23 protein-coding genes and 1 pseudogene are annotated in these 24,333 nt (G+C 68.7%); 8 read left to right on the top strand and 16 right to left on the bottom strand.

Going from position 1 to position 24,333, the window contains the following annotated elements:
- Positions 1 to 162: 162 nt before the first annotated feature.
- Both K3U93_RS04935 and imuA' read right to left on the bottom strand, forming a co-directional pair.
- Positions 163 to 1,704: a DNA polymerase Y family protein gene (locus K3U93_RS04935; RefSeq protein ID WP_083009538.1), complete on the bottom strand. Its 1,542-nt coding sequence runs from the start codon at positions 1,702 to 1,704 to the stop codon at positions 163 to 165.
- Between the two features lie 45 nt (positions 1,705 to 1,749).
- Complete coding sequence (gene imuA', locus K3U93_RS04930) at positions 1,750 to 2,427, bottom strand: DnaE2-dependent mutagenesis accessory factor ImuA' (RefSeq protein ID WP_083009484.1); 678 nt, start codon at positions 2,425 to 2,427, stop codon at positions 1,750 to 1,752.
- 96 nt (positions 2,428 to 2,523) lie between these two features.
- Between imuA' and K3U93_RS04925 the strand changes: the two genes are divergently transcribed.
- Positions 2,524 to 3,144: a hypothetical protein gene (locus K3U93_RS04925; RefSeq protein WP_176219883.1), complete on the top strand. Its 621-nt coding sequence runs from the start codon at positions 2,524 to 2,526 to the stop codon at positions 3,142 to 3,144.
- A 95-nt stretch (positions 3,145 to 3,239) separates the two neighbouring features.
- On the opposite strand, the pseudogene K3U93_RS04920 reads toward K3U93_RS04925, so the two are convergent.
- Positions 3,240 to 3,332: pseudogene (locus tag K3U93_RS04920) on the bottom strand (GMP synthase (glutamine-hydrolyzing)); the annotation flags it as partial.
- A gap of 316 nt (positions 3,333 to 3,648) precedes the next feature.
- On the opposite strand from K3U93_RS04920, the gene K3U93_RS04915 reads away from it, so the two are divergent.
- Positions 3,649 to 3,963 carry a hypothetical protein gene (locus tag K3U93_RS04915; RefSeq protein ID WP_071509873.1) on the top strand — a complete coding sequence of 105 codons (315 nt, stop codon included), beginning with the start codon at positions 3,649 to 3,651 and terminating at the stop codon, positions 3,961 to 3,963.
- A gap of 55 nt (positions 3,964 to 4,018) precedes the next feature.
- On the opposite strand, the gene guaA is transcribed toward K3U93_RS04915, so the two are convergent.
- Positions 4,019 to 5,572 carry a glutamine-hydrolyzing GMP synthase gene (gene guaA / locus K3U93_RS04910; protein WP_139796769.1) on the bottom strand — a complete coding sequence of 518 codons (1,554 nt, stop codon included), beginning with the start codon at positions 5,570 to 5,572 and terminating at the stop codon, positions 4,019 to 4,021.
- Between the two features lie 103 nt (positions 5,573 to 5,675).
- On the opposite strand from guaA, the gene K3U93_RS04905 reads away from it, so the two are divergent.
- The 3 genes from K3U93_RS04905 (at position 5,676) to K3U93_RS04895 (ending at position 9,500) form a co-directional block, all read left to right on the top strand.
- Positions 5,676 to 6,470 (top strand): beta-phosphoglucomutase family hydrolase, encoded by a 795-nt coding sequence (locus K3U93_RS04905; RefSeq protein ID WP_083009534.1) that lies wholly within the window; start codon positions 5,676 to 5,678, stop codon positions 6,468 to 6,470.
- Positions 6,467 to 8,833: a glycoside hydrolase family 65 protein gene (locus tag K3U93_RS04900; RefSeq protein WP_083009480.1), complete on the top strand. Its 2,367-nt coding sequence runs from the start codon at positions 6,467 to 6,469 to the stop codon at positions 8,831 to 8,833. Before K3U93_RS04905 ends, K3U93_RS04900 begins: the two co-directional genes overlap by 4 nt.
- Before the next feature lie 79 nt (positions 8,834 to 8,912).
- Positions 8,913 to 9,500 carry a TIGR03086 family metal-binding protein gene (locus K3U93_RS04895; RefSeq protein WP_083009478.1) on the top strand — a complete coding sequence of 196 codons (588 nt, stop codon included), beginning with the start codon at positions 8,913 to 8,915 and terminating at the stop codon, positions 9,498 to 9,500.
- Positions 9,501 to 9,647: 147 nt separating this feature from the next.
- On the opposite strand, the gene K3U93_RS04890 is transcribed toward K3U93_RS04895, so the two are convergent.
- Positions 9,648 to 10,235, bottom strand: coding sequence for a TetR/AcrR family transcriptional regulator (locus tag K3U93_RS04890; RefSeq protein WP_083009476.1), 588 nt, complete (start codon positions 10,233 to 10,235; stop codon positions 9,648 to 9,650).
- Between the two features lie 64 nt (positions 10,236 to 10,299).
- Between K3U93_RS04890 and K3U93_RS04885 the strand changes: the two genes are divergently transcribed.
- The gene (locus K3U93_RS04885) at positions 10,300 to 11,205 is read left to right on the top strand and encodes a TauD/TfdA dioxygenase family protein (RefSeq protein WP_083009473.1); all 906 of its coding nucleotides are present in this window, start codon (positions 10,300 to 10,302) and stop codon (positions 11,203 to 11,205) included.
- Positions 11,206 to 11,369: 164 nt separating this feature from the next.
- On the opposite strand, the gene K3U93_RS04880 is transcribed toward K3U93_RS04885, so the two are convergent.
- The 3 genes from K3U93_RS04880 to guaB all read right to left on the bottom strand — a co-directional run bounded on the left by K3U93_RS04880 (position 11,370) and on the right by guaB (position 16,305).
- Positions 11,370 to 13,115 carry a GMC oxidoreductase gene (locus tag K3U93_RS04880; RefSeq protein WP_083009471.1) on the bottom strand — a complete coding sequence of 582 codons (1,746 nt, stop codon included), beginning with the start codon at positions 13,113 to 13,115 and terminating at the stop codon, positions 11,370 to 11,372.
- Between the two features lie 449 nt (positions 13,116 to 13,564).
- The gene (locus tag K3U93_RS04875; protein WP_071509877.1) at positions 13,565 to 14,692 is read right to left on the bottom strand and encodes a GuaB3 family IMP dehydrogenase-related protein; all 1,128 of its coding nucleotides are present in this window, start codon (positions 14,690 to 14,692) and stop codon (positions 13,565 to 13,567) included.
- A gap of 14 nt (positions 14,693 to 14,706) precedes the next feature.
- Entirely contained in the window at positions 14,707 to 16,305 is a 1,599-nt protein-coding gene (gene guaB / locus K3U93_RS04870) for an IMP dehydrogenase (protein WP_071509865.1), read from the bottom strand.
- Positions 16,306 to 16,468: 163 nt separating this feature from the next.
- Here guaB and K3U93_RS04865 point away from each other — a divergent pair, with 163 nt between their 5' ends.
- On the top strand, positions 16,469 to 16,882 hold the full coding sequence (locus K3U93_RS04865; RefSeq protein ID WP_071509864.1) for a DUF5319 domain-containing protein: 414 nt from the start codon (positions 16,469 to 16,471) through the stop codon (positions 16,880 to 16,882).
- Between the two features lie 12 nt (positions 16,883 to 16,894).
- On the opposite strand, the gene K3U93_RS04860 is transcribed toward K3U93_RS04865, so the two are convergent.
- From K3U93_RS04860 to K3U93_RS04850, 3 genes are all read right to left on the bottom strand, one after another.
- Positions 16,895 to 17,701 carry an anti-sigma-D factor RsdA gene (locus K3U93_RS04860; RefSeq protein WP_083009468.1) on the bottom strand — a complete coding sequence of 269 codons (807 nt, stop codon included), beginning with the start codon at positions 17,699 to 17,701 and terminating at the stop codon, positions 16,895 to 16,897.
- The gene (locus K3U93_RS04855; RefSeq protein WP_071509862.1) at positions 17,694 to 18,269 is read right to left on the bottom strand and encodes a sigma-70 family RNA polymerase sigma factor; all 576 of its coding nucleotides are present in this window, start codon (positions 18,267 to 18,269) and stop codon (positions 17,694 to 17,696) included. Before K3U93_RS04855 ends, K3U93_RS04860 begins: the two co-directional genes overlap by 8 nt.
- A gap of 81 nt (positions 18,270 to 18,350) precedes the next feature.
- Positions 18,351 to 19,163 carry a hypothetical protein gene (locus K3U93_RS04850; RefSeq protein WP_230981580.1) on the bottom strand — a complete coding sequence of 271 codons (813 nt, stop codon included), beginning with the start codon at positions 19,161 to 19,163 and terminating at the stop codon, positions 18,351 to 18,353.
- Positions 19,164 to 19,530: 367 nt separating this feature from the next.
- Between K3U93_RS04850 and K3U93_RS04845 the strand changes: the two genes are divergently transcribed.
- A complete protein-coding gene (locus K3U93_RS04845) occupies positions 19,531 to 19,827 on the top strand; it encodes a WhiB family transcriptional regulator (RefSeq protein WP_083009463.1) in 297 nt (98 codons plus the stop codon).
- Between the two features lie 74 nt (positions 19,828 to 19,901).
- Here the strand turns inward: K3U93_RS04845 and groL are convergent, their stop codons facing one another.
- From groL to tsaB, 5 genes are all read right to left on the bottom strand, one after another.
- Positions 19,902 to 21,524 (bottom strand): chaperonin GroEL, encoded by a 1,623-nt coding sequence (gene groL / locus K3U93_RS04840; protein ID WP_083009461.1) that lies wholly within the window; start codon positions 21,522 to 21,524, stop codon positions 19,902 to 19,904.
- A gap of 120 nt (positions 21,525 to 21,644) precedes the next feature.
- Positions 21,645 to 21,947, bottom strand: coding sequence for a co-chaperone GroES (gene groES, locus K3U93_RS04835; protein WP_071509858.1), 303 nt, complete (start codon positions 21,945 to 21,947; stop codon positions 21,645 to 21,647).
- A gap of 239 nt (positions 21,948 to 22,186) precedes the next feature.
- The gene (tsaD, locus tag K3U93_RS04830) at positions 22,187 to 23,221 is read right to left on the bottom strand and encodes a tRNA (adenosine(37)-N6)-threonylcarbamoyltransferase complex transferase subunit TsaD (protein WP_083009459.1); all 1,035 of its coding nucleotides are present in this window, start codon (positions 23,219 to 23,221) and stop codon (positions 22,187 to 22,189) included.
- Complete coding sequence (rimI, locus tag K3U93_RS04825; RefSeq protein ID WP_083009456.1) at positions 23,218 to 23,685, bottom strand: ribosomal protein S18-alanine N-acetyltransferase; 468 nt, start codon at positions 23,683 to 23,685, stop codon at positions 23,218 to 23,220. Before rimI ends, tsaD begins: the two co-directional genes overlap by 4 nt.
- A complete protein-coding gene (tsaB, locus tag K3U93_RS04820) occupies positions 23,682 to 24,317 on the bottom strand; it encodes a tRNA (adenosine(37)-N6)-threonylcarbamoyltransferase complex dimerization subunit type 1 TsaB (RefSeq protein ID WP_083009455.1) in 636 nt (211 codons plus the stop codon). The genes rimI and tsaB overlap by 4 nt, the downstream gene beginning before the upstream one ends.
- Between the last annotated feature and the right edge of the window lie 16 nt (positions 24,318 to 24,333).

The raw sequence follows: 24,333 nt of genomic DNA, 5'->3' as shown, positions 1-24,333 counted from the left end.
TCAATGTTCGAATGCATTTAAAATAGCCTGGAGTTACCCCCCCCCCCGAATTTTAGTTCAACACGCAACTACCTAGGGCCGACCCGTAGCATATATTTGCCACACTCGTGCGATACGACCAGCAAACCCCATGCGGAAGCCCTCCCACGCCGACACCCACCGTTACTCGTAGCTGCCCTCCAGGCACCAGCGCCGCTGGCGGTAGCACAGCAGAAACGCCCGCTCCCCCTCCAGCAAGACCTGAGCGCGGGCGGTGCGCCCCTGGGTCAGGTCGGGATCCCACCACCGCTCGTCGACCAACCAGGGTCCCGCCCACCAGCACACCCGCTCGTCTCGACCCCGCACCGTCAACAGCGCGGGGTCGGCCGAAAACATCCCCCGACCGCTCACCCTTACCGGATTCCCCTGGAGATCAAGCAATTCCACCGGATCGTCGAGCAACACCGCCGGCGACGGCTCCGGCAGCTGACCGGGCCACGGCAACCCCGGATCGGCGCCCGGCGCCGCCTCATCACCCAGCGGGATCAACGTGATCCGCTCGGCAGGCCCGCGACCACCCGACAACACCGGCACCAACACCGCCTCCGGACCGAGCAAGCCCTGCACCCGCACCAGCGCCCGGCGCGCCCGCAGCCGGTCCTCCTCGCCGAGGCCACCCCACAACGGCAACTGCAACGCCTCGGCCGACACCACCTCCACCGCGTGCAGCCGCAGCAGTGTCACCGGCGCATCGAGAGGACGACGAGAGGCGGTCCGATTGCTCAACCACCCGTCCAGTTGCCAGCGCACCCGATCGGCGGTGGCGTCCTCGGTCAACGGCTCGGCGCACCGCCACACCCGGGTCAGCTCTTCACCGTTGGCGGTGACGGCATGAATGGCCAGCCGGGTGCAACCCACGCCGGCGGCCATCAGCGCCCGGTGCAGCGTGCCGGCCAGCGAGCGCCCGGCAAACGCCGCGGCATCGACCCGATCGATCGGCGGATCGCAGTCCAGCACGGCCTCGAGTTCCGGCGGCGGTTCCCGCCCGGACGGTCCCCGCTCGGGTTCGCCGCGGGCGAACCGGTGCGCGGCCACCCCGTCGGCGCCGAACCGGGAAGCCACGTCGGTGCGTGACAGCGCGGCGAACCGCCCGATGGTACGAATCCCCATGCGCCACAACAGATCCGCCAGTTCTTCTCGCCCCGGACCGGACAGGCTCGGCTCGGTGGCCAGCTGCCGGATCGACAGCACCGACAGAAACCTTGCGTCGCCTCCCGGCTCCACGACCCGGCCCGCCCGCGCGGCGAAGACCGCGGTGGGCAACTGGTCGGCGATCCCGACCTGACACTCGGCGCCAGCCGCTGAACTCACGGCCACCGCGTCGATCAGCCGTTCGGCGGCGTGGGCCTCGGACCCGAAATAGCGGGCCGCCCCACGCACCGGCAGCACCATGAGCCCGGGCCGCAGCACCTCGGCGCGGGGCACCAGATCGTCCACCGCCGCGATCACCCCTTCGAAGAAGCGGGCGTCGCGGTCGGCGTCGGCGGTCGCGACGTGCAGTTGCGGACAACGGGCCGCCGCCTCCCGCCGTCGCAACCCCCGCCGCACCCCCGCCGCGCGGGCAGCCGACGAACAGGCGATCACCCGGTTGGCCAGGGTGACCGCGACCGGGGCCGTCGCGGGCAGACCCGCCGCTGCTGCCGCCGCGACCGCGGGCCAGTCCATGCACCAGATCGCCAAAACCCGGGAGGTCCCGAAACTCACCCGTACTCACCCAGCTCGCACCCGGTCAATCGTCCGTCCCGCGCACACCCCGCTGACCTGCAGCCGCACCTTGCTGATCCGTCCGAACCCGGGAGCGGGCACCCTCCGATGAGCCGGTGTGATCTCGTATCCGCAGACCCGGGCCGCAAGCCGGGTCGGCGCCCCTTGCCAGTCGCCGTCGGTGACCAGCAGGGTGCAGCCCTTGAGGCGGGCGCGGGCCACCAACGCGCGCGCCCGGGTGTGCGGGACCGGGCGCCCGCCCAGACCGAGGACCACCAGGTCCATGCCGTCGATGAGCACCGCGGCCACCTCCAGCGGATCGGTACCGGGATCCGGTATCACCGCGAGCCGGCTCAGATCCGCCCCCATCTCCACGGCGGCCAGCAGCCCGATGTCCGGCTGGCCGACGATGGCCGCGTTGCCCCCGGCCGCCGTCACCGCGGCCACCACGCTCAACAGCAGCGACTTGGCCCCCGACAGCACCGCCACCGTCCCCCGCGGCAAGGGCACCGGCAGCATCTCCGCGAGCCACGGTGGGAGCGCTAGCCGGGATTCCAATTCCGGCAGCAGGCCATCGGCGCGGTCAACGACCTTCCCGGACATCCCAGCCATCCGCCGACGCAGCGATTCGAGCTGTTCAGCGTGGTTTTCCTGCCGCGGGCCGGAGGCGAAAGCCGCAGTCATGACGTAGCCTCCCGCCCACGCTCACCGAACTATTCTCGAATGTATGTTCGATAAGCTCGAGTAAACACCCGCCCTCCGACAGCCGTCAAGCGGCGCGTGAGACGCTGCCTTGTGCGATCGCGCGGAGCCCTTTCTGTACTGGCGGCGCTCTTGTTGTGGCTCGGCGTTGGGCCGGCCGGGGCCGACGTCAGTGCCTGCCAACCGGCGGAGCTATTCGCCACCGACAGCACCGATCCCCTGTTCGAGCTACAAGCCGACGTGACGATCGCACAGACCGGCGTGACGGTGACGGGATCGACCCCGCTCGACGGCGTGTTCTGGTCAAATAAGCTGCGGCAGATCACCTTTGAGCGCTCGCGCGAATTTCACCTGTGCGGCGCCGACGGTTCGTTGCACACCGCCGCTGAGGCGCTGCGCCGCCAGTTCAACCAGGAAGCGGTGCTGATATTCGACTACCTGCCGCGAAACGCGCCGGAAGCCAATGCGATTGCCATCACCGTGCCCGACGTCGACGTCGCGCGCTTCCGCGATGCGTTCGTGGCCGATGCGGCCGCCCACCAGCGACTACACGGGGGCTCGGTCACCATCACCGACCACACCTTGATCCTGGTCGCCGGTAACGGCGATCTCGACGTTGCCCGCCGACTCGTCGACGAGGCGGGCGGGAACTGGAATGCGGTCGCCATCGCCCACGGTAGGCGCGAATTCGTGGAGTAACGCACGCGTAGCAGCGCCGCGAAAGTGCTTCTGGCAACGCACTTCCCGAAAAGGGGCATCGACAGTTGCAGCTCCAGCAAACAACGAAACCTAAGCTATTCCCACTCGATAGTGCCCGGCGGCTTGCTGGTGATGTCCAGCACCACGCGGTTGACCTCGGGCACCTCGTTGGTGATCCGGGTGGTGACCTCGCCGATGTCTGTCGGCGCGGAACGCACGTACTACGTTGAACGTTATGGATGGCGTCGAGCAACGTTGCGGGCGGTAATTCGGTGAGCCGACCAAAGCATCCCAAGCGTGAGCTTGAACAGGTTCTACGGGAGGCGGAAGCTAAAGGTTGGCGTATTGAAAAGCGGCCGAACAGGTATTTCAAGATGAAATGCCCGTGTGACCGGGGGCATATAAAAACGGTGAAGCTCAGCCCGTCAAACCCCTACTATGAAAGACAACTACGAGGGCAGCTCTCCCGTGCGACGTGTTGGGACGAGTTGAGAGGCGAGTGAAATGCCTGGATATTACGAGATCGAGATGCGATTTACGCCTGGCGGCAGTTCTAACGATCACGCCAGCTTCGAGGCGTTCCTAGATTCCGTCGCGGACCAGTTGGCCAAACTCGGGGTCGAGCCTGACTACACGGCGGTCGCGGCCGATCTGGCAGCAACCTGGACGATTGATGTGCCGGATGCGTCCGAGGACTCTCTCATCAACGCGCTGAGCACCTTACGAGCGGCGCTACGCGCCGTGGGCTGCGACGACGCTGGTGCGTTGCCGGCGGCGGGGCACGAAGTTATCGCTGCCCGCCACCTGGCGCTGGCGTAGCCTCAAACGCCACGGCCTCCCGCGCACGCAGCGGCAGCGAACAACGAAACCTAAGCTATTCCCACTCGATGGTGCCCGGCGGCTTGCTGGTGATGTCCAGCACCACGCGGTTGACCTCGGGCACCTCGTTGGTGATCCGGGTCGAGATGCGCTCCAGCACCTCGTAGGGCACCCGCGTCCAGTCGGCGGTCATGGCATCCTCACTGGACACCGGCCGCAGCACGATCGGGTGCCCGTAGGTGCGGTTGTCGCCCTGCACGCCGACCGAGCGGACGTCGGCCAGCAGCACCACCGGGCACTGCCAGATCAGGTTGTCCAAACCGGCGGCGGTGAGTTCCTCGCGCGCGATCGAGTCGGCGCGCCGCAACGTGTCCAGGCGCCCAGCGGTGACCTCGCCGACGATCCGAATGCCCAGGCCTGGACCCGGAAAGGGTTGGCGCGCAACGATTTCCTCCGGTAGGCCCAACTCCCGCCCGACGGCGCGCACCTCGTCCTTGAACAGCAGCCGCAGCGGCTCGACGAGGGTGAACTTCAGGTCACCGGGCAGGCCGCCGACGTTGTGGTGGCTCTTGATGTTCGCCGTCCCGCTGCCCCCGCCGGACTCCACCACGTCCGGGTACAGCGTGCCCTGCACCAGAAACTCAACCGGCTTGTCCCCCAACACATCCCGCACCGCGCCCTCGAAGGCCCGGATGAACTGCCGGCCGATGATCTTGCGCTTGCCCTCGGGGTTGGTCACCCCCGACAGCGCCTCGAGGAAGGTGTCCGCGGCGTCGACGGTGACCAGGTTGGCGCCGGTGGCGGCGACGAAATCCCGCTGCACCTGCGCGCGTTCGCCGGCCCGCAGCAGCCCATGGTCGACGAAGACACAGGTCAGCCGGTCGCCGATGGCGCGCTGCACCAGCGCGGCGGCCACGGCCGAATCCACCCCGCCGGACAGCCCGCAGATCGCCTGGCCGTCGCCGATCTGGGCACGCACCCGTTCAATTAGCGCACCGGCGATGTTGGCGGGCGTCCACTCCGCCCCGAGCCCGGCGAAGTCGTGCAGAAACCGATTAAGCACCTGCTGCCCATGCGGGGTGTGCATCACCTCCGGGTGATACTGCACCCCGGCCAGGCGCCGCTCGCGATTTTCGAAGGCGGCCACCGCCGCACCCGCGCTGCTGGCCACCACGTCGAACCCGTCCGGGGCGGCCGTCACGGCATCGCCGTGGCTCATCCAGACCGGTTGGACACTGGGCAGTCCCGAATGCAGTTCGCCGCCAAGGACTTTCAGCTCGGTGCGGCCGTACTCGCTGGTGCCGGTGTGGGCGACCGTACCGCCCAGCGCCTGGGCCATGGCCTGAAACCCATAGCAGATGCCGAACACCGGCACCCCGAGGTCGAACAGCGCCGGATCGAGCTGCGGGGCGCCGTCGGCGTAGACACTGGCCGGCCCGCCGGAAAGCACGACCGCCACCGGGTTACGGGCCTTGATCTCCTCGACCGAGGCGGTGTGCGGGATCACTTCGGAAAAGACCCGCGCCTCGCGGATCCGGCGCGCGATCAACTGCGCATACTGCGCACCGAAGTCGACCACCAACACGGGCCTCGGCGACGCTGATTCCACGGGCACCGAGTCTAGTGGCCGCCGGCATGCTGGCTGCCGCCGCGCGCCGCAACGGCCGGTGATCGCTGGCGACACAGCCCCGCATGGCGGCACACAGCCCGGCATGGTGGAGTGGATACCGCCCAACCCCCGATACCGCAGAGAGCGAGGGTCCGCCGTGCTGGGTCTGCCGGAGAAGGTGCATGCCTGCCTGTTCGACCTCGACGGCGTGCTCACCGATACCGCGAGCGTGCATACCAAGGCCTGGAAAGTGATGTTCGACGCCTATCTGTCGCAGCGGGCCAAGCGGACGGGAGAAAAGTTCGTCCCCTTCGACGCGGCCGCGGACTACCGGAAATACGTCGACGGCAAGAAACGCGAGGACGGGGTCCGGTCGTTTTTGAACAGCCGGGGAATCGACCTGCCCGACGGCACTCCGGACGACCCCGACGACGCCGAGACGATATACGGCCTGGGCAACCGCAAGAACGAGATGTTCCAGAAGGTCCTGCACGACGACGGCGTCGAGGTGTTCGAGGGGTCGCGTCGCTATCTGGAGGCGGCCTCGGCCGCGGGGCTGGGCATCGCGGTGGTCTCCTCGAGCGCCAACACCCGCGACGTGCTCGAGATCACCGGGCTCGACCGGTTCGTCCAGCAGCGGGTGGACGGGATCACGCTGCGCGACGAGCACATCGCCGGCAAGCCGGCCCCCGACTCCTACCTGCGCGGCGCGCAGATGCTGGGCGTGGGCCCCGCCGCCGCGGCCGTCTTCGAGGACGCGCTGTCGGGCGTGCAGGCCGGCCGCGCCGGCAACTTCGGCTTCGTGGTGGGCGTCGACCGCGTGGGCCAGGCAGAAGATCTGCGCCGCAACGGCGCCGACGTGGTGGTCACCGATCTGGCCGAGCTGCTGCAGTCATGATTACTGACGAGGCATTTCCCGTCGAACCGTGGCAGGTCCGCGAGACCCGGCTCGACCTGAACCTGTTGGCCCAGTCGGAATCCCTGTTCACCTTGTCCAACGGGCACATCGGGTTGCGCGGCAACCTCGACGAAGGCGAGCCGCACGGCCTGCCCGGCACCTACCTGAACTCCTTCTACGAAATCCGGCCGCTGCCGTACGCCGAGGCCGGCTACGGCTATCCGGAGGCGGGCCAGACCATCGTCGACGTCACCAACGGCAAGATCATCAGGCTGCTGGTCGAGGACGAGCCGTTCGACGTCCGCTACGGCGAATTGCTCTCGCATGAAAGGGTTCTCGACCTGCGCGCCGGGACACTGACCCGCCGCGCGCACTGGCGCTCGCCGGCCGGCAAGCAGGTCAGGGTGGTGTCCACCCGGCTGGTGTCACTGGCTCAGCGTGGCGTGGCCGCCATCGAATACGTCGTCGAAGCGGTCGGCGAATTCGTCCGCGTGACCGTGCAGTCCGAACTGGTCACCAACGAGGACCAGCCGGTGACCTCGGGCGACCCGCGGGTGTCGGCCATTCTGGAGAACCCGCTGGAGGCCGTCGACCACGAAAGCACCGAAACTTCAGCGCTTCTCATGCATCGGACCCGCAGCAGCGCCCTGATGGTGTCCGCCGCGATGGATCACGAGATCGACGTTCCCGGGCGCGTCGAGTTCAGCACCGACGCCCGTCCCGACCTGGGGCGGACCACGGTGATCTGCGGGCTGCGTGCGGGACAGAAGCTGCGCATCGTCAAATACCTGGCGTACGGCTGGTCAAGCATGCGCTCCCGCCCGGCACTGCGCGACCAGGCCGCCGCCGCGATACACAGCGCCCGTTACAGCGGGTGGCAGGGGCTGCTGGATTCGCAACGGGCCTATCTCGACGAGTTCTGGGATTGCGCGGACGTCGAGGTCGAGGGTGACCCCGAATCCCAGCAGGCGGTCCGGTTCGGGCTGTTTCACCTGTTACAGGCCAGCGCGCGCGCCGAACGCCGCGCGATCCCCGCCAAGGGGCTCACCGGAACCGGCTACGACGGCCACGCCTTCTGGGACACCGAGGCTTACGTGTTGCCGGTGCTCACCTACACCGCGCCGCATGCCGTCGCCGACGCGCTGCGGTGGCGGGCGTCGACCCTGGGCCTGGCCAAGGAGCGGGCGGCCGAGCTCGGCCTGGCCGGGGCCAGCTTTCCCTGGCGCACCATCCGCGGCCAGGAGTGCTCGGCCTACTGGCCGGCCGGCACGGCGGCCTGGCACATCAACGCCGACGTCGCCATGGCCTTCGAGCGGTACCGCACCGTCACCGGCGACCCCTCGCTGGAGGAGGAGTGCGGCCTTGCGGTGCTGATCGAGACCGCCCGGCTGTGGCTCTCGCTCGGCCACCATGACCGGCACGGCGTCTGGCACCTCGACGGCGTCACCGGACCCGACGAATACACGGCGATCGTCCGCGACAACGTCTTCACGAACCTGATGGCGGCACACAACCTGATCACCGCCGCCGACGCCTGCAACCGTCACCCCGAAGCTGCGGAGGCGATGGGCGTCACCACCGAGGAGACCGCCGCCTGGCGCGACGCGGCCGACGCCGTCCACATTCCCTACGACGCCGAGCTGGGCGTCCATCAGCAGTGCGAGGGGTTCACCACCTTTGCGGAGTGGGACTTCGAAGCCAACACCACCTACCCGTTGCTGTTGCACGAGGCCTACGTGCGGCTCTACCCCGCCCAGGTGATCAAGCAGGCCGACCTGGTGCTGGCGATGCAGTGGCAGAGTCATGCGTTCACAGACGAACAGAAGGCGCGCAACGTCGACTACTACGAGCGGCGCATGGTGCGCGACTCGTCGCTGTCGGCCTGCACCCAGGCGGTGATGTGTGCCGAGGTCGGGCATCTGGAGCTGGCCCATGACTATGCCTACGAGGCCGCGCTGATCGACCTGCGCGACCTGCACCACAACACCCGCGACGGGTTGCACATGGCCTCGCTCGCCGGAGCCTGGACGGCGCTGGTCGTGGGGTTTGGCGGCCTGCGCGACGACGAGGGCATCCTGTCGCTGGATCCCCAACTGCCCGAAGGCATTTCGCGACTGCGGTTCCGGCTGCGGTGGCGGGATTTCCGGCTGACCGTCGACGTCAACCACTCCGACGTCACCTACACGGTTCGCGACGGGCCCGGTCACGAGCTGACCATCCGGCACGCCGGTGACGAACTCACACTGAACACCGATTCGCCGACGACCATCGCGGTGCGCACCCGCAAGCCGCTACTGCCGCCGCCGCAGCAGCCGCCGGGACGCGAGCCGCTGCACCGCCGCGTGGTGTCCCGGAGTCAGTGAGCACAACCCTGGGGGATGGGCAAGACGGCCGGCGACCGACCCACCCTGACCCCGCCCGCGGGGTGGCTACCATACGGTCATGAACGAGGCGACCTCACCAATCGGCGAGTTAGCCACCGAGGCGATGGACCTGCTGATCGAGGCCGTGGAGCAGATTCCTCCGGAGGGCTGGGACAAGCCGTCCAACCTCGAGGGCTGGAGCGTGCGGGACCTCGTGGGTCACGTCACCGGGAGCGCGGCGAAGGTCGTGGCGTTGGTCGAAGACGAGGAGATTTGGCGGCAGCCCTCTCGGCCGGCGGACTGGACATCCGAGGACCCCGCCGCGCGGCTGCGTGAGCTGGCCGCCCGCTTGCAAAGCGCCCTGCCCGGCGCGGACCTGGACGCGATGCGGACGTCGCCGCAGGGCGAGGTCCCGCTGCAGCGCGCGCTGGCCTACCCCGTCTCCGACCTGGCCCTGCACAGCTGGGACATCTACCGCTCGCGGGGCCGGCTGGTCGAGATGCCCGCGGACCTGCTGGCGTTCTGTCGCGAGTTGGTGGAGTCGGTGCCGGAAAACATGCTGCGTCGGCCGGGCGGGTTCGGGCCGGCCCAACCCGCGCCCGAGGACTCGTCGCCGACCACCCGACTCATGGCCTACCTCGGGCGCTCGGTCGATCCGCACGCCTGATCTGGTGACCCGCCTTGGTGGACTAGGCCCGGGCCTTTTCGATGGCGCTCACGAGCGTGCACCGGTGGCGTTCGGTGTGCGTCCTGGGCGGAATCCAGGCCGATTTCCCGCCCTGGACGCACGCTCGACGGCCTTTGAGCCCGGGGGTCAGTGAGGTTCGACGATCCGGGTCACCTCGGCGCCCACGGCTTCCCGCAGCTCGTCGTCCGTCAGCTCGTCGAGACCGGCCGCCGAGCGTATGAAGGGCGCGAACAACCGCCAGCCGAACTGCAGCGCGAAGGCATTGGCGACGGCCAGACGCGCGCTGCGGTCGTCGTCGTGGCTCGGACGGATGTGCTCGAACAATTGCGAGGCGCCGGGAAATCGCGACTGCAACTTCCCCGCCGGGTAGCCGTCGAGCAGGGTGCGGGCCATCACCCGGATGTGCCGGTCCGTCACCCGTTCCGCCTCCGCCTCCGAGGGATCGCTCTGCAGCAACGCGGCCGTCGTCGCACCCAGGTGGTCGAGCACGGCACCGACCAGCTGTTCCTTGGTGCCGAAATGACGAAACACCAGCCCGTGGTTGACCTTCGATCGGGCGGCGATGTCGCGGATCGACGTCGCGGCCGGGCCGCGCTCGGCGAACAGGTCGGTGGCGGCCTCGAGGATCGCCGCCGCCACCGCCTCCCGCCCGGTGGGGGCTCCCTGCCCGGTGGGAATCTTGCGGCGCGAAACACTTGCCGAGCTTGTAGTCACCTGTCTACGCTAACTTATGTAGTCAATTGACTACACCTCGGCTTCAGCCAAAAGGACGAAAGACATGACACAGGCGATAACCGTCACCAAGCTGGGCAGCCGGATCGGTGCCCGTATCGACGGGGTGCAACTCGGCGGCGACCTGGACCCGGCCGCCGTCGAAGAGATCCACCAGGCGTTGTTGACCCACAAGGTGATCTTCTTCCGCGGCCAGCACCACCTCGACGACGACCAACAGCTCGCGTTCGCCGGGCTGCTGGGCACCCCGATCGGCCACCCGGCCGCGGCCGCCTTCGGGGCCCATGATGCCCATGCCCCGATCATCACCCCGATCAACTCCGAATGGGGCAAGGCGACCCAATGGCACACCGACGTCACGTTCGCCGCCAACTACCCGGCGGCCTCGATCCTGCGCGCGATCACGCTGCCCAGCTACGGCGGGTCGACGCTGTGGGCCTCGACCGCGGCGGCCTACGAGCACCTGCCCGAACCGCTCAAGCACCTGGTGGAGAACCTGTGGGCGGTGCACACCAACCAATTCGATTACGCGATCACCGAAGTGGAATCGCTGACCGAAATCCAGCAGGCGTTCGCGGATGCGTTCCAGAAGAAGGAGTTCCGGACCGAACACCCGGTGGTGAGAGTGCACCCGGAGACCGGTGAACGCACCCTGCTGGCCGGAAACTTCATCCGCAACTTCGTCGGGCTGGACAGCTACGAGTCAAGCGTGCTGTTCGAATTGCTGCACCGGCGAATCACCTTGCCCGAGAACACCATCCGCTGGAACTGGGAGCCGGGTGACGTCGCCATCTGGGACAACCGGGCGACGCAGCACCGGGCGATCGACGACTACGGTGACCAGCCGCGGCTCATGCACCGCGTCACCCTGTTGGGCGACGTGCCGGTCAACGTGCACGGGGAACGCAGCCGGGTGCTCAGCGGCGCCCCGCTCGAGGCGATCGCGAGCTGAGGCTCTACCTAATCGTGACGACCCGCAACGCCCGGCCACGCCGCGCTCGCGATCGTCACCTACCATCGTGACGACCCGCAGCGCCCGGCTACGCCGCGCTCGCGATCGTCACCTACCATCGTGACGACCCGCAGCGCCCGGCTACGCCGCGCTCGCGATCGTCACTAGCCCGCCGTGCTGACCGGATCGATCGGCAGCCAACGCAGCGCGCCCGGCGCCCCGGTGGGCACCACCGGGTGCTCGGGTGGGATCGGCGCCAGGCGCCGGTAGGTGTCACCCTGCAGCGGCCGCTGATCGATCTCGCCCTTGTTGGGCCACAGCGAGGCGGCCCGCTCGGCCTGCGCGGTGATGGACAGCGACGGGTTGACGCCCAGGTTCGCCGAGATCGCGGCGCCGTCCACCACGAACAGGCTGGGGTAGCCGTAGACCCGGTGATACGGGTCGATGACGCCGTTTTCGGGGCTGTCCCCGATCACCGCCCCACCAAGGAAGTGGGCCGTCAGCGGGATGTTGAACAGTTCGCCCCAGGTGCCGCCGGCCACGCCGTCGACCTTGGCGGCGATGCGGCGGGTGACCTCGTTGCCGATCGGGATCCACGATGGGTTCGGCTCGCCGTGTCCCTGCTTGCTCGAATACCAGCGGATGCCGAGCTTGCCGCGCTTGGTAAACGTGGTGATCGAGTTGTCCAGGTGCTGCATCACCAGCGCGATCAGCGTTCGCTCGCTCCACTGGTGGACATTGAGCATCCGCAGTAGGCCGCGCGGATCTTCGCGGCCCTGGTCCCACAACTGCTTCCACCGCGGCACGGAGCTGCCTGGGGGACCCTCCGGGTCTGGGCCGTCGGTCATCAGGGTCTGCAACAGCCCCATCGCGTTGGAGCCCTTGCCATAGCGGACGGGCTCGATGTGGGTGTCCGGCGTCGGGTGAATCGACGACGTGATCGCCACCCCGTGGGTCAGGTCCAGATCGGGCAAGACCTCGCGCGTCGCCGCCCCCACGATCGACTCGGAGTTGGTCCGGGTCAACACGCCGAGTTGTTTTGACAGCCGGGCCAACTTCCCAGCGTCCCGCATCTTGAACAGCAGGTGCTGCGTGCCCCACGTGCCCGCGGCCAGGATCAGGTGCGCGGCGGTGTAGGTGCGCCGGTCGCGGCGCAGCCAACTGCCGGTGCGGACGGTGCGCACCTCCCACAGTCCGTCGGAGCGCTGCCCGAAACCCTTCACCGTCGTCATCGGAATCACTTGCGCGCCAGCTGATTCCGCGAGACCGAGGTAGTTTTTCACCAGTGTGTTCTTGGCGCCGTAGCGACAGCCCGTCATGCAGCAGCCGCATTCCAGGCAGCCGGTGCGCTCCGGACCGGCGCCGCCGAAGTACGGGTCGGGCACCCTCTTGCCCGGCGTCTTGGTGCCGTCGGGGCCGAAGAAGACCCCGACCGGTGTCGGCACGAAGGTGTCGCCGAATCCCATCTCGTCGGCGACCTCCTTGACGATGCGGTCGGCGTCGGTGAACGTCGGGTTTTCCACCACGCCCAGCATTCGCTGCGCCTGTTCGTAGTGGGGCATCAGCTCGTCACGCCAGTCGGTGATGTGCGACCACTGCCGGTCCTTGAAGAACGGCTCCGGCGGCACGTACAACGTGTTGGCGTAGTTCAGCGAGCCGCCGCCCACCCCCGCGCCCGCCAGGATCATCACGTTGCGCAGCGGGTGGATGCGCTGGATGCCGTAACAGCCCAGCTTGGGCGCCCAGAGGAACTTGCGCAGGTCCCAGGACGTCTTGGCGAACTCCTCGTCGGAGAAGCGGCGGCCGGCTTCCAATACGCCTACGCGATAGCCCTTTTCCGTCAGCCGTAGTGCGCTGACGCTGCCCCCGAACCCCGAGCCGATGATCAGAACGTCGTAATCCGGCCTCATCTGGGCAGTATGCCCGTCCTCACAGGTTGCCTGCCAACTAGCCGAACCAACCCGCCAGGGCCTGCAGGATCCCCCGCACGTTGAAGAAGCCGGACTGCCCGGTTGTAATTGCCGAGGTCGCCGAGGCCCAGGTTGGTCGTCACCAGGCCCTGCAGCGAATCAGTCATGGAGAAGTTCGGCGGTGCTGGTGTGGCTGGTGTGGCTCCAGGGGCCTGACCCCGACGAACTTACGAGCGCAACCACCAGTCCCTCAACTCGATCCAGGTTCTCCAGCTGCTCGACTTGACGATCATGACGGGCCGACGAGCAGTTGTTTGCCTACGACGTCGCGGTCGTCGCCGCGAGCGGAACGCCACCGCGAAAATCCAACGGCCCAGTGCCGCGCTGGCGTGACGCTCGGCGGTGGCCGTCACGCTAGCGTGACGCTCGGCGTCGAGGAGCGTCGAGACTCAGCAACCGACGGTCAGCCCGACCTTCTGGAATTCCTTGAGGTCGCAGTAGCCGGCCTTGGCCATCGACCGGCGCAGGCCACCGACCAGATTCAGGCTGCCGAACGGGTCGTCGGACGGACCGCCCAGTACCCGCTCCATCGGCGGGCGTTCCCCGACGGCGATCTGCAGCAGCGCGCCGCGCGGCAACGACGGGTGCGCCGCCGCGGCCGGCCAGAACCACCCGCCGCCAAGCGCCTCGGCGCATTCGGCCAGCGGCGTGCCCAGCACCACCGCGTCGGCACCGCAGGCGATCGCCTTGGCCAGCTCGCCGGAGGTGTGGATATCGCCATCGGCCAGCACGTGCACGTAACGGCCGCCGGTCTCGTCGAGGTATTCGCGCCGCGCGGCGGCGGCGTCGGCGATCGCGGTGGCCATCGGCACGCTGATGCCCAACACCTCGTCGGTGGTGGTCACCCCCCGGGTGGAGCCGTAGCCGACGATGACGCCGGCCGCGCCGGTGCGCATCAGGTGCAGCGCGGTGCGGTGGTCGAGCACACCGCCGGCGACCACCGGGACGTCGAGCTCGGCGATGAAGGTCTTCAGGTTCAGCGGCTCGCCGTCGCTGGCCACCCGCTCGGCGGACACGATCGTGCCCTGGACGACGAGCAGGTCGATGCCGGCCTGAAGCAGCACCGGTGTCAGCGCCCGGGCGTTTTGCGGGCTGACCCGCACCGCGGTGGTCACCCCGGCCTCGCGGATGCGGGCCACCGCCGAGCCCAGCAGGTCCGGGTCCAGCGGCGCCGCATGCAGCTCCTGTAGCAGCCGGATCGCCGCCGAGGGTTCGGGCTCCTTTTCGGCGGCCTCGAGCAGTTGTGCGACCTTGGCCTCGACGTCGGCGTGCCGGCCGATCAGCCCCTCACCGTTGAGCACCCCGAGCCCGCCGAGCCGGCCGAGCTCGATCGCGAACTCCGGCGACACCAAGGCATCGGTCGGGTGCGCCACCACCGGGATTTCAAACCGGTAGGCGTCGAGCTGCCACGCCGTCGACACGTCCTGCGACGAGCGGGTGCGCCGCGACGGCACGATGCTGATTTCGCTGAGTTCGTAGGTGCGACGGGCGGCGCGGCCCATCCCGATCTCGACCATGGCCAGTTCGCTGTTCACCGGGCGTAGTAGTTGGGCGCCTCGACGGTCATGGCGACGTCGTGCGGGTGGCTCTCCTTGAGCCCGGCGGCGGTGATCCGGACGAACTGCGCCCGCTGCAACACCTCGATGGTGGGCGAGCCGGTGTAGCCCATCGCGGCGCGCAGACCGCCGGTCAGCTGGTGGATCACCGACGAGAGCGGTCCGCGGAACGGCACCCGGCCCTCGATCCCCTCGGGCACCAGCTTGTCCTCGCTCAAAGCATCGTCGGCGAAGTAACGGTCCTTGGAATACGACTTACCCCCGCCCCTACCCTGCATGGCACCCAGCGACCCCATGCCGCGATAGCTCTTGAACTGCTTGCCGTTGACGAAGATCAGCTCGCCGGGCGCCTCGGCGGTGCCGGCCAGCAGCGAGCCGAGCATCGCCGTCGATGCGCCCGCGGCCAGCGCCTTGGCGATATCACCGGAGTACTGCAGCCCGCCGTCGGCGATGACCGGCACGCCATGCGGACGACAGGCCGCTACTGCTTCCAGGATCGCGGTGATCTGCGGGGCGCCGACGCCGGCCACGACGCGGGTGGTGCAGATCGATCCCGGTCCCACACCGACCTTCACCGCGTCGGCGCCGGCGTCGACCAGGGCCGCGGCCGCGGCCCTGGTGGCCACGTTGCCGCCGATCACCTCGACGCGCTCGCCGACCTCGGCCTTGAGTTTGCCGACCATGTCGAGGACCAGCCTGTTGTGGGCGTGCGCGGTGTCGACGATCAGCACGTCGACCCCGGCGTCGACCAGCATCATCGCGCGCACCCAGGCGTCACCGCCGACGCCCACGGCGGCACCGACCAGCAGCCGACCGTCGCTGTCCTTGGTGGCCAGGGGGTGTTGTTCGGTCTTGACGAAGTCCTTGACGGTGATCAGCCCGGTCAGCCGGCCATGGCCGTCGACGACGGGCAGCTTCTCAATCTTGTTGCGGCGCAACAGGCCCAACGCGGCGTCGGCGCTGACACCCTCCTGGGCGGTGATCAGCGGGGCCTTGGTCATCACCTCGGCGACCGGCTTGGACTGGTCGACCTCGAATCGCAGATCGCGGTTGGTGATGATCCCAACAAGTGAGCCCAGTGCGTCGACCACCGGCAGTCCGGAGATCCGGAACCGGGCGCACAGCGCCTCGACCTGGGCCAGGGTGTTGTCCGGCCGGCAGGTGACCGGGTCGGTGACCATGCCGGCCTCCGAGCGCTTGACCATCTCCACCTGGCCGGCCTGTTCGGCGACCGGCAGGTTGCGGTGCAGCACGCCCATGCCGCCCGCGCGGGCCATCGCGATGGCCATCCGCGACTCCGTGACGGTGTCCATCGCCGAGCTGACCAGCGGCACCTTGAGCCTGATCTTCTTGGTGAGCTGGCTGGAGGTGTCCGCGGTGGCGGGAACCACGTCGGACGCCGCGGGCAGCAACAAGACGTCGTCGAAGGTGAGCCCCAGCATCGCCACCTTGTAGGGGTTGTCGCCCCCGGTCGGCACCGGGTCGTCGACCAGGCCCTCAATACGGGCGTCGCGCACATACGGAGTGCCGACCAGCGCGGAGCTGTCTTCTAAGTGGGACATGCCACGGGACATCGGTGGGGCCCTCCATACGCACGCTTGGAGTGAGAAGCCCATCCTATCGGCTCGGCTCGCTCCGGACTCGCTTGCTTGGGCGTGCCGCGCGACCCGAACGGCACGGAAACGGCGGGCGGCTCCCTGCTGGCGTTATCGCCACCCGCCTGCGTACGCTAGAGGCGTGCGTGACCACCTCCCGCCGGGTTTGCCACCCGACCCATTCGCCGACGACCCCTGCGATCCGTCAGCGGCGCTGGATGCCGTCGAGCCGGGACAGCCCCTGGATCAGCAAGAGCGGATGGCGGTCGAGGCTGACCTCGCCGATCTGGCCGTTTATGAGGCCCTGTTGGCGCACAAAGGTATTCGCGGGCTCGTGGTGTGCTGCGAGGAGTGCCAGCAAGACCACTACCACGACTGGGACATGTTGCGGGCCAACCTGTTGCAACTGCTGATCGACGGCACCGTCCGCCCGCACGAGCCCGCCTACGATCCCGAACCGGACGCCTACGTCACGTGGGATTACTGCCGGGGATACGCCGACGCCTCGCTCAACGAAGCGACGTCAGACGCCGACGGGTTTCACCGCCGCCACTGAGCGCCCCCTGGCCTAGGGTGTGTCGCTTGGCGCCTCCGACGACGGCGAGGGCTTGTGTCCGTGGTGGTGGTGATGGTGCCCACCCGAAGCCGGACTCGGCGACGGGCTCGGTGATTCGCTGGGGGCGGGAGCCATTGCGCCGGGGCTGACCACCGGTGGGGCCGTGGTGCTGGGAATCAGGGCCGGCGGCGGCGGTGTGGTGGCGGAGGCCGGCAGCGTCGCGTTCGGGTTGTGTGATTCGACCCGGGTATTCAGCAGGTTGACCTCGTTCATCAGGTCATGCCTGCTGGCCCCGTCGTTCATGGACTGCACGGTGCTGCTGACCTCGGCCAACTGATTCTGGGCCTGGGCCCACTGGCCCTGGTCGATCATTTGCTGAACCTTTGCCAGATCGGCCTTGGCGGACAACGTGATCTGGTCGTCGTTGACCCGCCGCTGGTCGAAGAACATCGCGTGCAGGCCGTACAGGGCGTCCCCGGGACGGGCCTCGGCCACCATGGCACCAAACCCGCTGAGCACCAACAGCGTTGCGGCGACCGATCCGACCGCCGCCACGCCACGACGGGCGCGCCGGCGCTCGGCTATTCCGGTGCGCAGCGCTTCGACGGCCTCTTCCGGCGACACCAGCGCGCTGGCCGGTGGCCACCGCAAGTCGTCGCGCCAGTCCTCCAGCAGGATGGCCAGCGCTTCAAAATTGGGGTCGTTGGGGTCGTCCAGATCGACCGGCCGACGTTCGGCGAGCGCGTTGACGAGCAAATCGGTGCGGGCCAACTCGTCCAAGGCCGGCTGGTCCGGGAATGCATAACCAGGATCAGGCATAGTCACCTGCCGCGACGATTTCGGACTTGAGCCGTGACAGCGCCCGGTGCTGAGCCACTCGGACCGCTCCCGTGGTGCTGCCGACGGCGGCGGCGGTCTCCTCGGCGGACAGGCCGACGACCACGCGCAGGATCAGTATCTCGCGCTGCTTGCCGGGCAAGATCTCCAGCAATTCGTTCATTCGACTGACCGAATCGGCTTCGATGGCCCGCTGCTCCGGGCCCGCCTCGGGCGACCAGCGCTCGGGAACCGATTCGGCGGGATAGGCACGATCACGGCCGGCCGCCCGATGGGCGTCGGCAACCTTGTGGGCCGCAATGCCGTACAGGAAGGCCAGGAACGGGCGCCCCCGCTCCCGGTACCGCGGCAGCGCCGTAATGGTGGCCAAGCACACCTCCTGAGCCACGTCGTCTGCTGAGAGGCCGCCGCGGTCGACTGTGCCGACTCGCGCGCGGCAATATCGCACGACAATCGGTCGGATGGTCTCCAGCACCTCCCGTAGTGCGTTGCTGTCTCCGGCCACGGCCTCCGCAACCACAGCGTCGAGACGTTCCCCTTGCATTGTCATCGACGGCGGTAGCTCCAACGTTACGAATGGGACACATCGCGGGCTAACTAACTAAATGACAATAACGGGCGGAAGGCCGTTTCAAGCGGAACGCCACGTCCCACCGGCGCGCCGCACCTGGCCTGCGCAGATATCGCGAATTTCGTGCAGCTTTTGTGCCGAAAACGTGGCGTGTCCGATATCGATAAGCAAGCACGCCAATGCCCAGCGAAGCGGTATCAGTTCCAGTCTGCCGGTGGCCTCCAGCGCCGGCGCCGCGACCGCACGGGCGCGGTCGGTGTTGCCCGCGCTGCACAGGGCGGCGGCCAGCACCACGTCGCTCTTGACCCGGTGTCGCGCCGACGGAACGGTCATGGCCCGCGCCAGCTCCACGGCTTCCTCGGCATGGCGCATGGCCGATTCCCCGGCGCCGCGGGCCATCGCCAGCTCGGCGGCCACCCACCGCCGGCGCACCGGCAGCCGGTCCGGCACCACGCCGGGCCGCGTGTCCACGCGGGTCAACAACGTCGCGGCGACCGCGAAACGGCCGACGCCCAGGGCGTCGGCCGCCAGCCCAATCAGCGCATCGGCACGGGCCTCGGGATCCGTGCCGGCCAGCGCCAAGGCGCGCCCGTCCCAGCCCCGCGCCCAACTGTGCCAACCGAGCTGGCGCAAAAACGATGCCTGCGTGCTGTGGGCCAGCGAAACCAACCGACCGGTCGGGCCGCTGCGTCGCAGCACCTCCAGGTCGCGGTAGGCGCTGCCGTAGCGACCTTGCCCGCCCGCCGCGACGGCCCGCAGCCACAATTGCTGTGGCGTGGTCGCCGCCGGCAGCGGCCAGCTGCCGGGCCGGCCCCCGAATGCGGCCGCGGCCAGCGTTCGCTCAATCATCGAAGTGTGACGAGTTTCAATCACGGTGATAGTAGTAAACAGTTCGTGGTGTCTGTGTTACCGAAATGTTAATCACGGTCGGCTTTGTACTAATTGCTGCCTCCGCTTCGCTGCGCCCTGAGCTGCGAAATCTCAGTTTGGTCAAGTGCCTGGTAGCACGGTCCCCGTTCGACGAATGTGTTACAGATGAACGATGAGTTAATTCTGCTCCAACGCCCATATATTTTGGTGTTCTAACTGGCTATTGACGGAAATTCGCCGTCGCCCCTAAGTTCTACGGGTGACGGGTAGTCATCGGTGACGCCACTGAAAAATCAGTCGCACAATCGCTTTTCGGACGCTTCGCGAAACCTGACCTTCTGGGCGTGCCGTGCAGAGAGGGAACGATCCAATGCCACAGCCGGAGCAGCTACCCGGGCCCAACGCCGACATCTGGAACTGGCAACTGCAAGGCCTGTGCCGCGGCGTTGACTCGTCGATGTTTTTCCACCCCGACGGCGAGCGTGGCCGCGCCCGCATGCAGCGCGAGCAGCGCGCCAAGGAGATGTGCCGGCGCTGCCCGGTGATCCAGGAGTGCCGTTCCCATGCCCTGGGAGTTGGTGAGCCGTACGGTGTTTGGGGCGGCCTGTCGGAATCCGAGCGCGACCTACTGCTGAAGGGCGACATCGGCCGCCGCCGCTCGGCCTAACCGCGCCCGGCGAGACGCAAAATCGCCCAATTTCGAGATGAAATGGGCGATTTTGCGTCTGCTCGCGTGGGGACTCAGTGGTGGTGATGGTGCCCGTGGCCGTGGTCGTGCTCTTCCGCCTTTTCAGGCTTGTCGACCACCGCCGTCTCGGTAGTGAGCACCATGCGGGCCACCGACGCCGCATTGACCACCGCGGACCGCGTCACCTTCACCGGGTCGATGACGCCGTCGGCGATCAGGTCGCCGTAGCGCAGCGTCTCCGCGTTCAGCCCCTGCCCGCTGGGCAGTTCGCTGACCTTGTTGACCGCGACGGCGCCGTCCAGCCCGGCGTTGGTGGCGATCCAGTACAGCGGCGCGGCCAACGCCTCGGAGAACACGTCGACACCGACCGCCTCGTCGCCGCTAAGCGACGCGCGCAATTCCTTCAGCGCCTTGCGGGCCTGGATGAGCGCGGATCCGCCGCCCGCGACGATGCCCTCCTCGACGGCGGCCTTGGCGGCCGCGACGGCGTCCTCGACGCTTTCCTTGCGTTCCTTGAGGGCAGTCTCGGTGGCGGCGCCCACCTTGATGACGGCCACGCCACCGGCCAGCTTGGCCAGCCGCTCCTGCAGCTTCTCGCGATCCCAGTCCGAGTCGCTCTTCTCGATCTCGGCGCGCAGCTGCTTGATGCGACCCGCGACCGCCTCCTTGGAGCCGCCGCCGTCGACGATGATGGTGTCGTCCTTGCCGACCACCACGCGGCGGGCCGAGCCGAGCACGTCGGTGCCGACCTCGCGCAGCAGCAGGCCGGCGTCGGGATTGATCACCTGACCACCGGTGACCACCGCCAGGTCCTCGAGGAAAGCCTTGCGGCGGTCGCCGAAGAACGGCGCCTTGACGGCGACCGCTTTCAGCGTCTTGCGGATGGAGTTGACGACGAGCGTCGCCAGGGCCTCACCCTCGACGTCCTCGGCGATGATCAGCAGCGGTTTGCCCGTCTCGGCGACCTTTTCGAGCATGGGCAGCAGGTCGGGCAGCGAGCTGACCTTCTCCTGGTGCAACAGGATCAGCGGCTCGTCGAGCACGGCCTCCTGGGAGTCGAAGTCGGTCACGAAATACGCCGACAAGAAGCCCTTGTCGAAGCCGACGCCCTCGGTGAATTCCAGCTCGGTGGTCAGTGTCGAGGCTTCCTCGACGCTGACCACGCCGTCGGCGCCGACCTTGGTCATCGCCTCGCCGACCAACTCACCGATCTGCTGGTCGCGCGACGACACCGTGGCCACCTGCGCGATCGCGTCCTTGCCGGACACCGGGGTCGCCGACGCGAGCAGCGCCTCGGACACCGCGTCGCCGGCCTTGCCGATTCCAATGCCGAGCGCGATCGGGTTGACCCCGGCTGCAACCATGCGCAGGCCGTCTTTGATCAACGCCTGCGCCAGCACGGTCGCCGTGGTGGTGCCGTCGCCGGCGACGTCGTTGGTCTTGGTGGCCACCGACTTCACCAGCTGGGCGCCCAGGTTCTCGAACGGGTCTTCCAGGTCGATCTCGCGCGCGACGGTGACACCGTCGTTGGTCACCGCCGGTCCGCCGAATGCCTTGGCCAGCACCACATGCCGGCCGCGCGGCCCCAGTGTCACCCGCACCGCGTCGGCGAGCTTGTTCACGCCCGCCTCCATGGCGCGGCGCGCGGTTTCGTCGTACTCAATGATCTTGCTCATCAGGTTCCTTTCGCCCGGCCGACGATGCGGGCCGAGAAACGGCCCGCCCGCTGCGAACGCATGCCGCCCCGGAAATCACCCGCGGTCAAACGCGGGGATCGCCGGGGCGGAACACGGTCCTTACTTGTTGACGACGGCCAGCACGTCGCGGGCCGACAGGATCAGGTACTCCTCGCCGTTGTACTTGATCTCGGTGCCGCCGTACTTGCTGTAGATGACGGTGTCACCCTCCGACACGTCCAGCGGGATCCGCTTCGCGCCGTCGTCGTCCCACCGGCCGGGGCCGACTGCGACGACGGTGCCTTCCTGCGGCTTCTCCTTGGCGGTGTCAGGAATGACCAGACCGGACGCGGTCGTGGTCTCGGCCTCGTTGGCCTGCACGAGAATCTTGTCCTCGAGTGGCTTGATGTTCACCTTCGCCACGATTGGAGCCCTCCACTAGTTAGATCGGGTCCGGGGCCTCCGGACCGGGGTTGGCGGTCGGTCCGGGGACTGCCCCGAACCGTCCGGGTTATCAGGTGATTTGGCAGCCGTCCGTGCCCTCGCGCCGTCGTCGCGGGTGCCGGCGCAGGGGACCGTCCGATTGCCACCTAGCACTCTATACATGAGAGTGCTAGCACTCAAGGCCGGCCCGCTGCTTCCCGCGCGTTGGCGGGCCGCGGTCAGTTGACGAGGCCTTTCAGCACCGGCAGGCCGGGGTCGCTGGGCACGTCCAACGGCGACGGCGGCGCCCCCGCGGCCACCAGGTGCGCGGCGAACGACGCGATCATGGCGCCGTTGTCGGTGCACAGCCGGGGCCTGGGGATCCGCAGCGTCAGGCCCGCCGCCGCGCAGCGTCGCGCGGCCAGCTCCCGCAGCCGCGAGTTCGCGGCCACTCCCCCCGCGATCAGCAGCGTCGAGACGCCGAGAGCGGTCGCCGCACGCACCGCCTTCATGGTCAGCACGTCGGCGACGGCCTCTTGGAAGCCGGCGGCGATATCCGCCGTACTCGCCTCCGGATTGCTCTCCACATACCGTGCGACGGCCGTCTTGAGCCCGGAGAAACTGAAGGCGTACGGGTCGTCGGCCGGGCCGGTCATGCCGCGTGGGAACGCGGGGATCTCCGCGGCCTCTCGGCCGCAGGTGCGGGCCAGGTCGTCGAGCACCTTGCCGCCCGGGTAGCCCAGCCCCAGCAGCCGCGCCACCTTGTCGTAGGCCTCGCCGGCGGCGTCGTCGACGGTGCCGCCGAGTTCGACGATCGGCTCGCCGAGGGAACGCGCGTGCAGCAGGTGGGTATGCCCGCCGGACACCAACAGCGCCACGCATTCGGGCAGCGGTCCGTGTTCGTACACGTCGGCGGCCAGGTGCCCGCCCAGGTGGTTCACGGCGTAGAACGGCACCCCCCAGGCGGCCGAATACGCCTTGGCCGCAGCCACTCCCACCAACAGGGCGCCGGCCAGCCCGGGCCCGATGGTGGCGGCGACGATATCGGGTTTTTTCAGGCCCGCCGCCGCCAGCGCGCGGCGCATGGTCGGACCGAGCGCCTCCAGGTGCGCCCGCGAGGCGATCTCGGGGACGACGCCGCCGAAGCGGACGTGTTCGTCGACGCTGGAGGCCACCTCGTCGGCCAGCAGGGTCACGGCGCCGTCCTCGTCCAACCGCGCGATGCCGACTCCCGTTTCGTCGCAAGAGGTTTCGATGGCCAAGATGATCGTCATGAGCCCACCCGCCGCATCGTGTACGCGTCGGCGCCGCTGGCCCGGTAGTAGCGCCGGCGCAGGCCGATCCGGGTGAACCCCGTGCTGCGGTACAGCGCGATGGCCGCCTCGTTGTCGGTGCGGACCTCCAGGTAGACGACGCCGCCGTCGGCGAAATCCAACAGCTCGTCGAGCAGCCGGCGCCCGATGCCCCGGCCCTGATAGGCCGGGTCGACGCCGATGGTGTGCACCTCGTACTCGAACGGCGGGGTGCGGCCCAACCTCGAGATGCCCGCGTAACCCACCAGCGTGCCGGCGACACGCGCGCCCACGTAATGGTTATGGGCGCTGGCCAATTCGCGGTTGAACGCCGCCGCGGGCCACGGGTCGTCGCCGTCGAACAACAGCGCCTCGAGCTCGGCGCACCGCCGCGCGTCGGCTTGTGTCAACGCGCCGAGGGTCACGGGCTCACTGGGGGCGGTCATCGGCGGGCCGCCAAGGGTTTGGCGTCGGGCCGGCGCAGATACAACGGCACCAGCGGCGCCGGGTTTGCGGCCCGCATCGTCGCTGCGGTGATAAGGCCGGCCGGCGTCGGGTGGACGGGCCCGCATACCGGCAGGCCGAACAGCGCCGCGTGCTCGGGCGAGCCGGCGACCGCGCGCGCCGTGCCGGGGTCGACGTCGGCCGGGGCGTTCACCGCCGGACCGTCGGTGCGGGCCCCGTCGCGGTAGCGGGCCCAGTACACCTCGCGCCGGCGGGCGTCGGTGACCACCAGGACGTCGCCGGTGGTTTGCACCCCGATGGCGTCCAGGCTGCACACGCCGTGCACCGGGATGCCCAGCGCGTGCCCGTAGGCGGCCGCGGTGGCCATTCCGACCCGCAGGCCGGTGAACGGGCCGGGGCCGCAGCCCACCACGACGGCCTCGAGGTCGGCCATCGTCAGCGCGGCATCGGCCAGGGCGGCCAGCACGTTCGGGGTGAGCCGCTCGGCGTGCGCGCGGGCGTCGACGGTGACTCGCTCGGCCAGCACGGTGAGGACGCCGCGCTCGAGCCGTACCAAGCCGGCCGTCACCGCGGGCGTGGAGGTGTCAAGGGCGAGAACATTGCTTACGCGCACCGCTCCTCCTCATCGC

This window comes from Mycobacterium malmoense (genome assembly GCF_019645855.1).
GTDB lineage: Bacteria > Actinomycetota > Actinomycetes > Mycobacteriales > Mycobacteriaceae > Mycobacterium > Mycobacterium malmoense.
The sequence above is the reverse complement of the archived record's forward strand: the minus strand, read 5'-3'. Positions and strand labels throughout refer to the sequence as shown.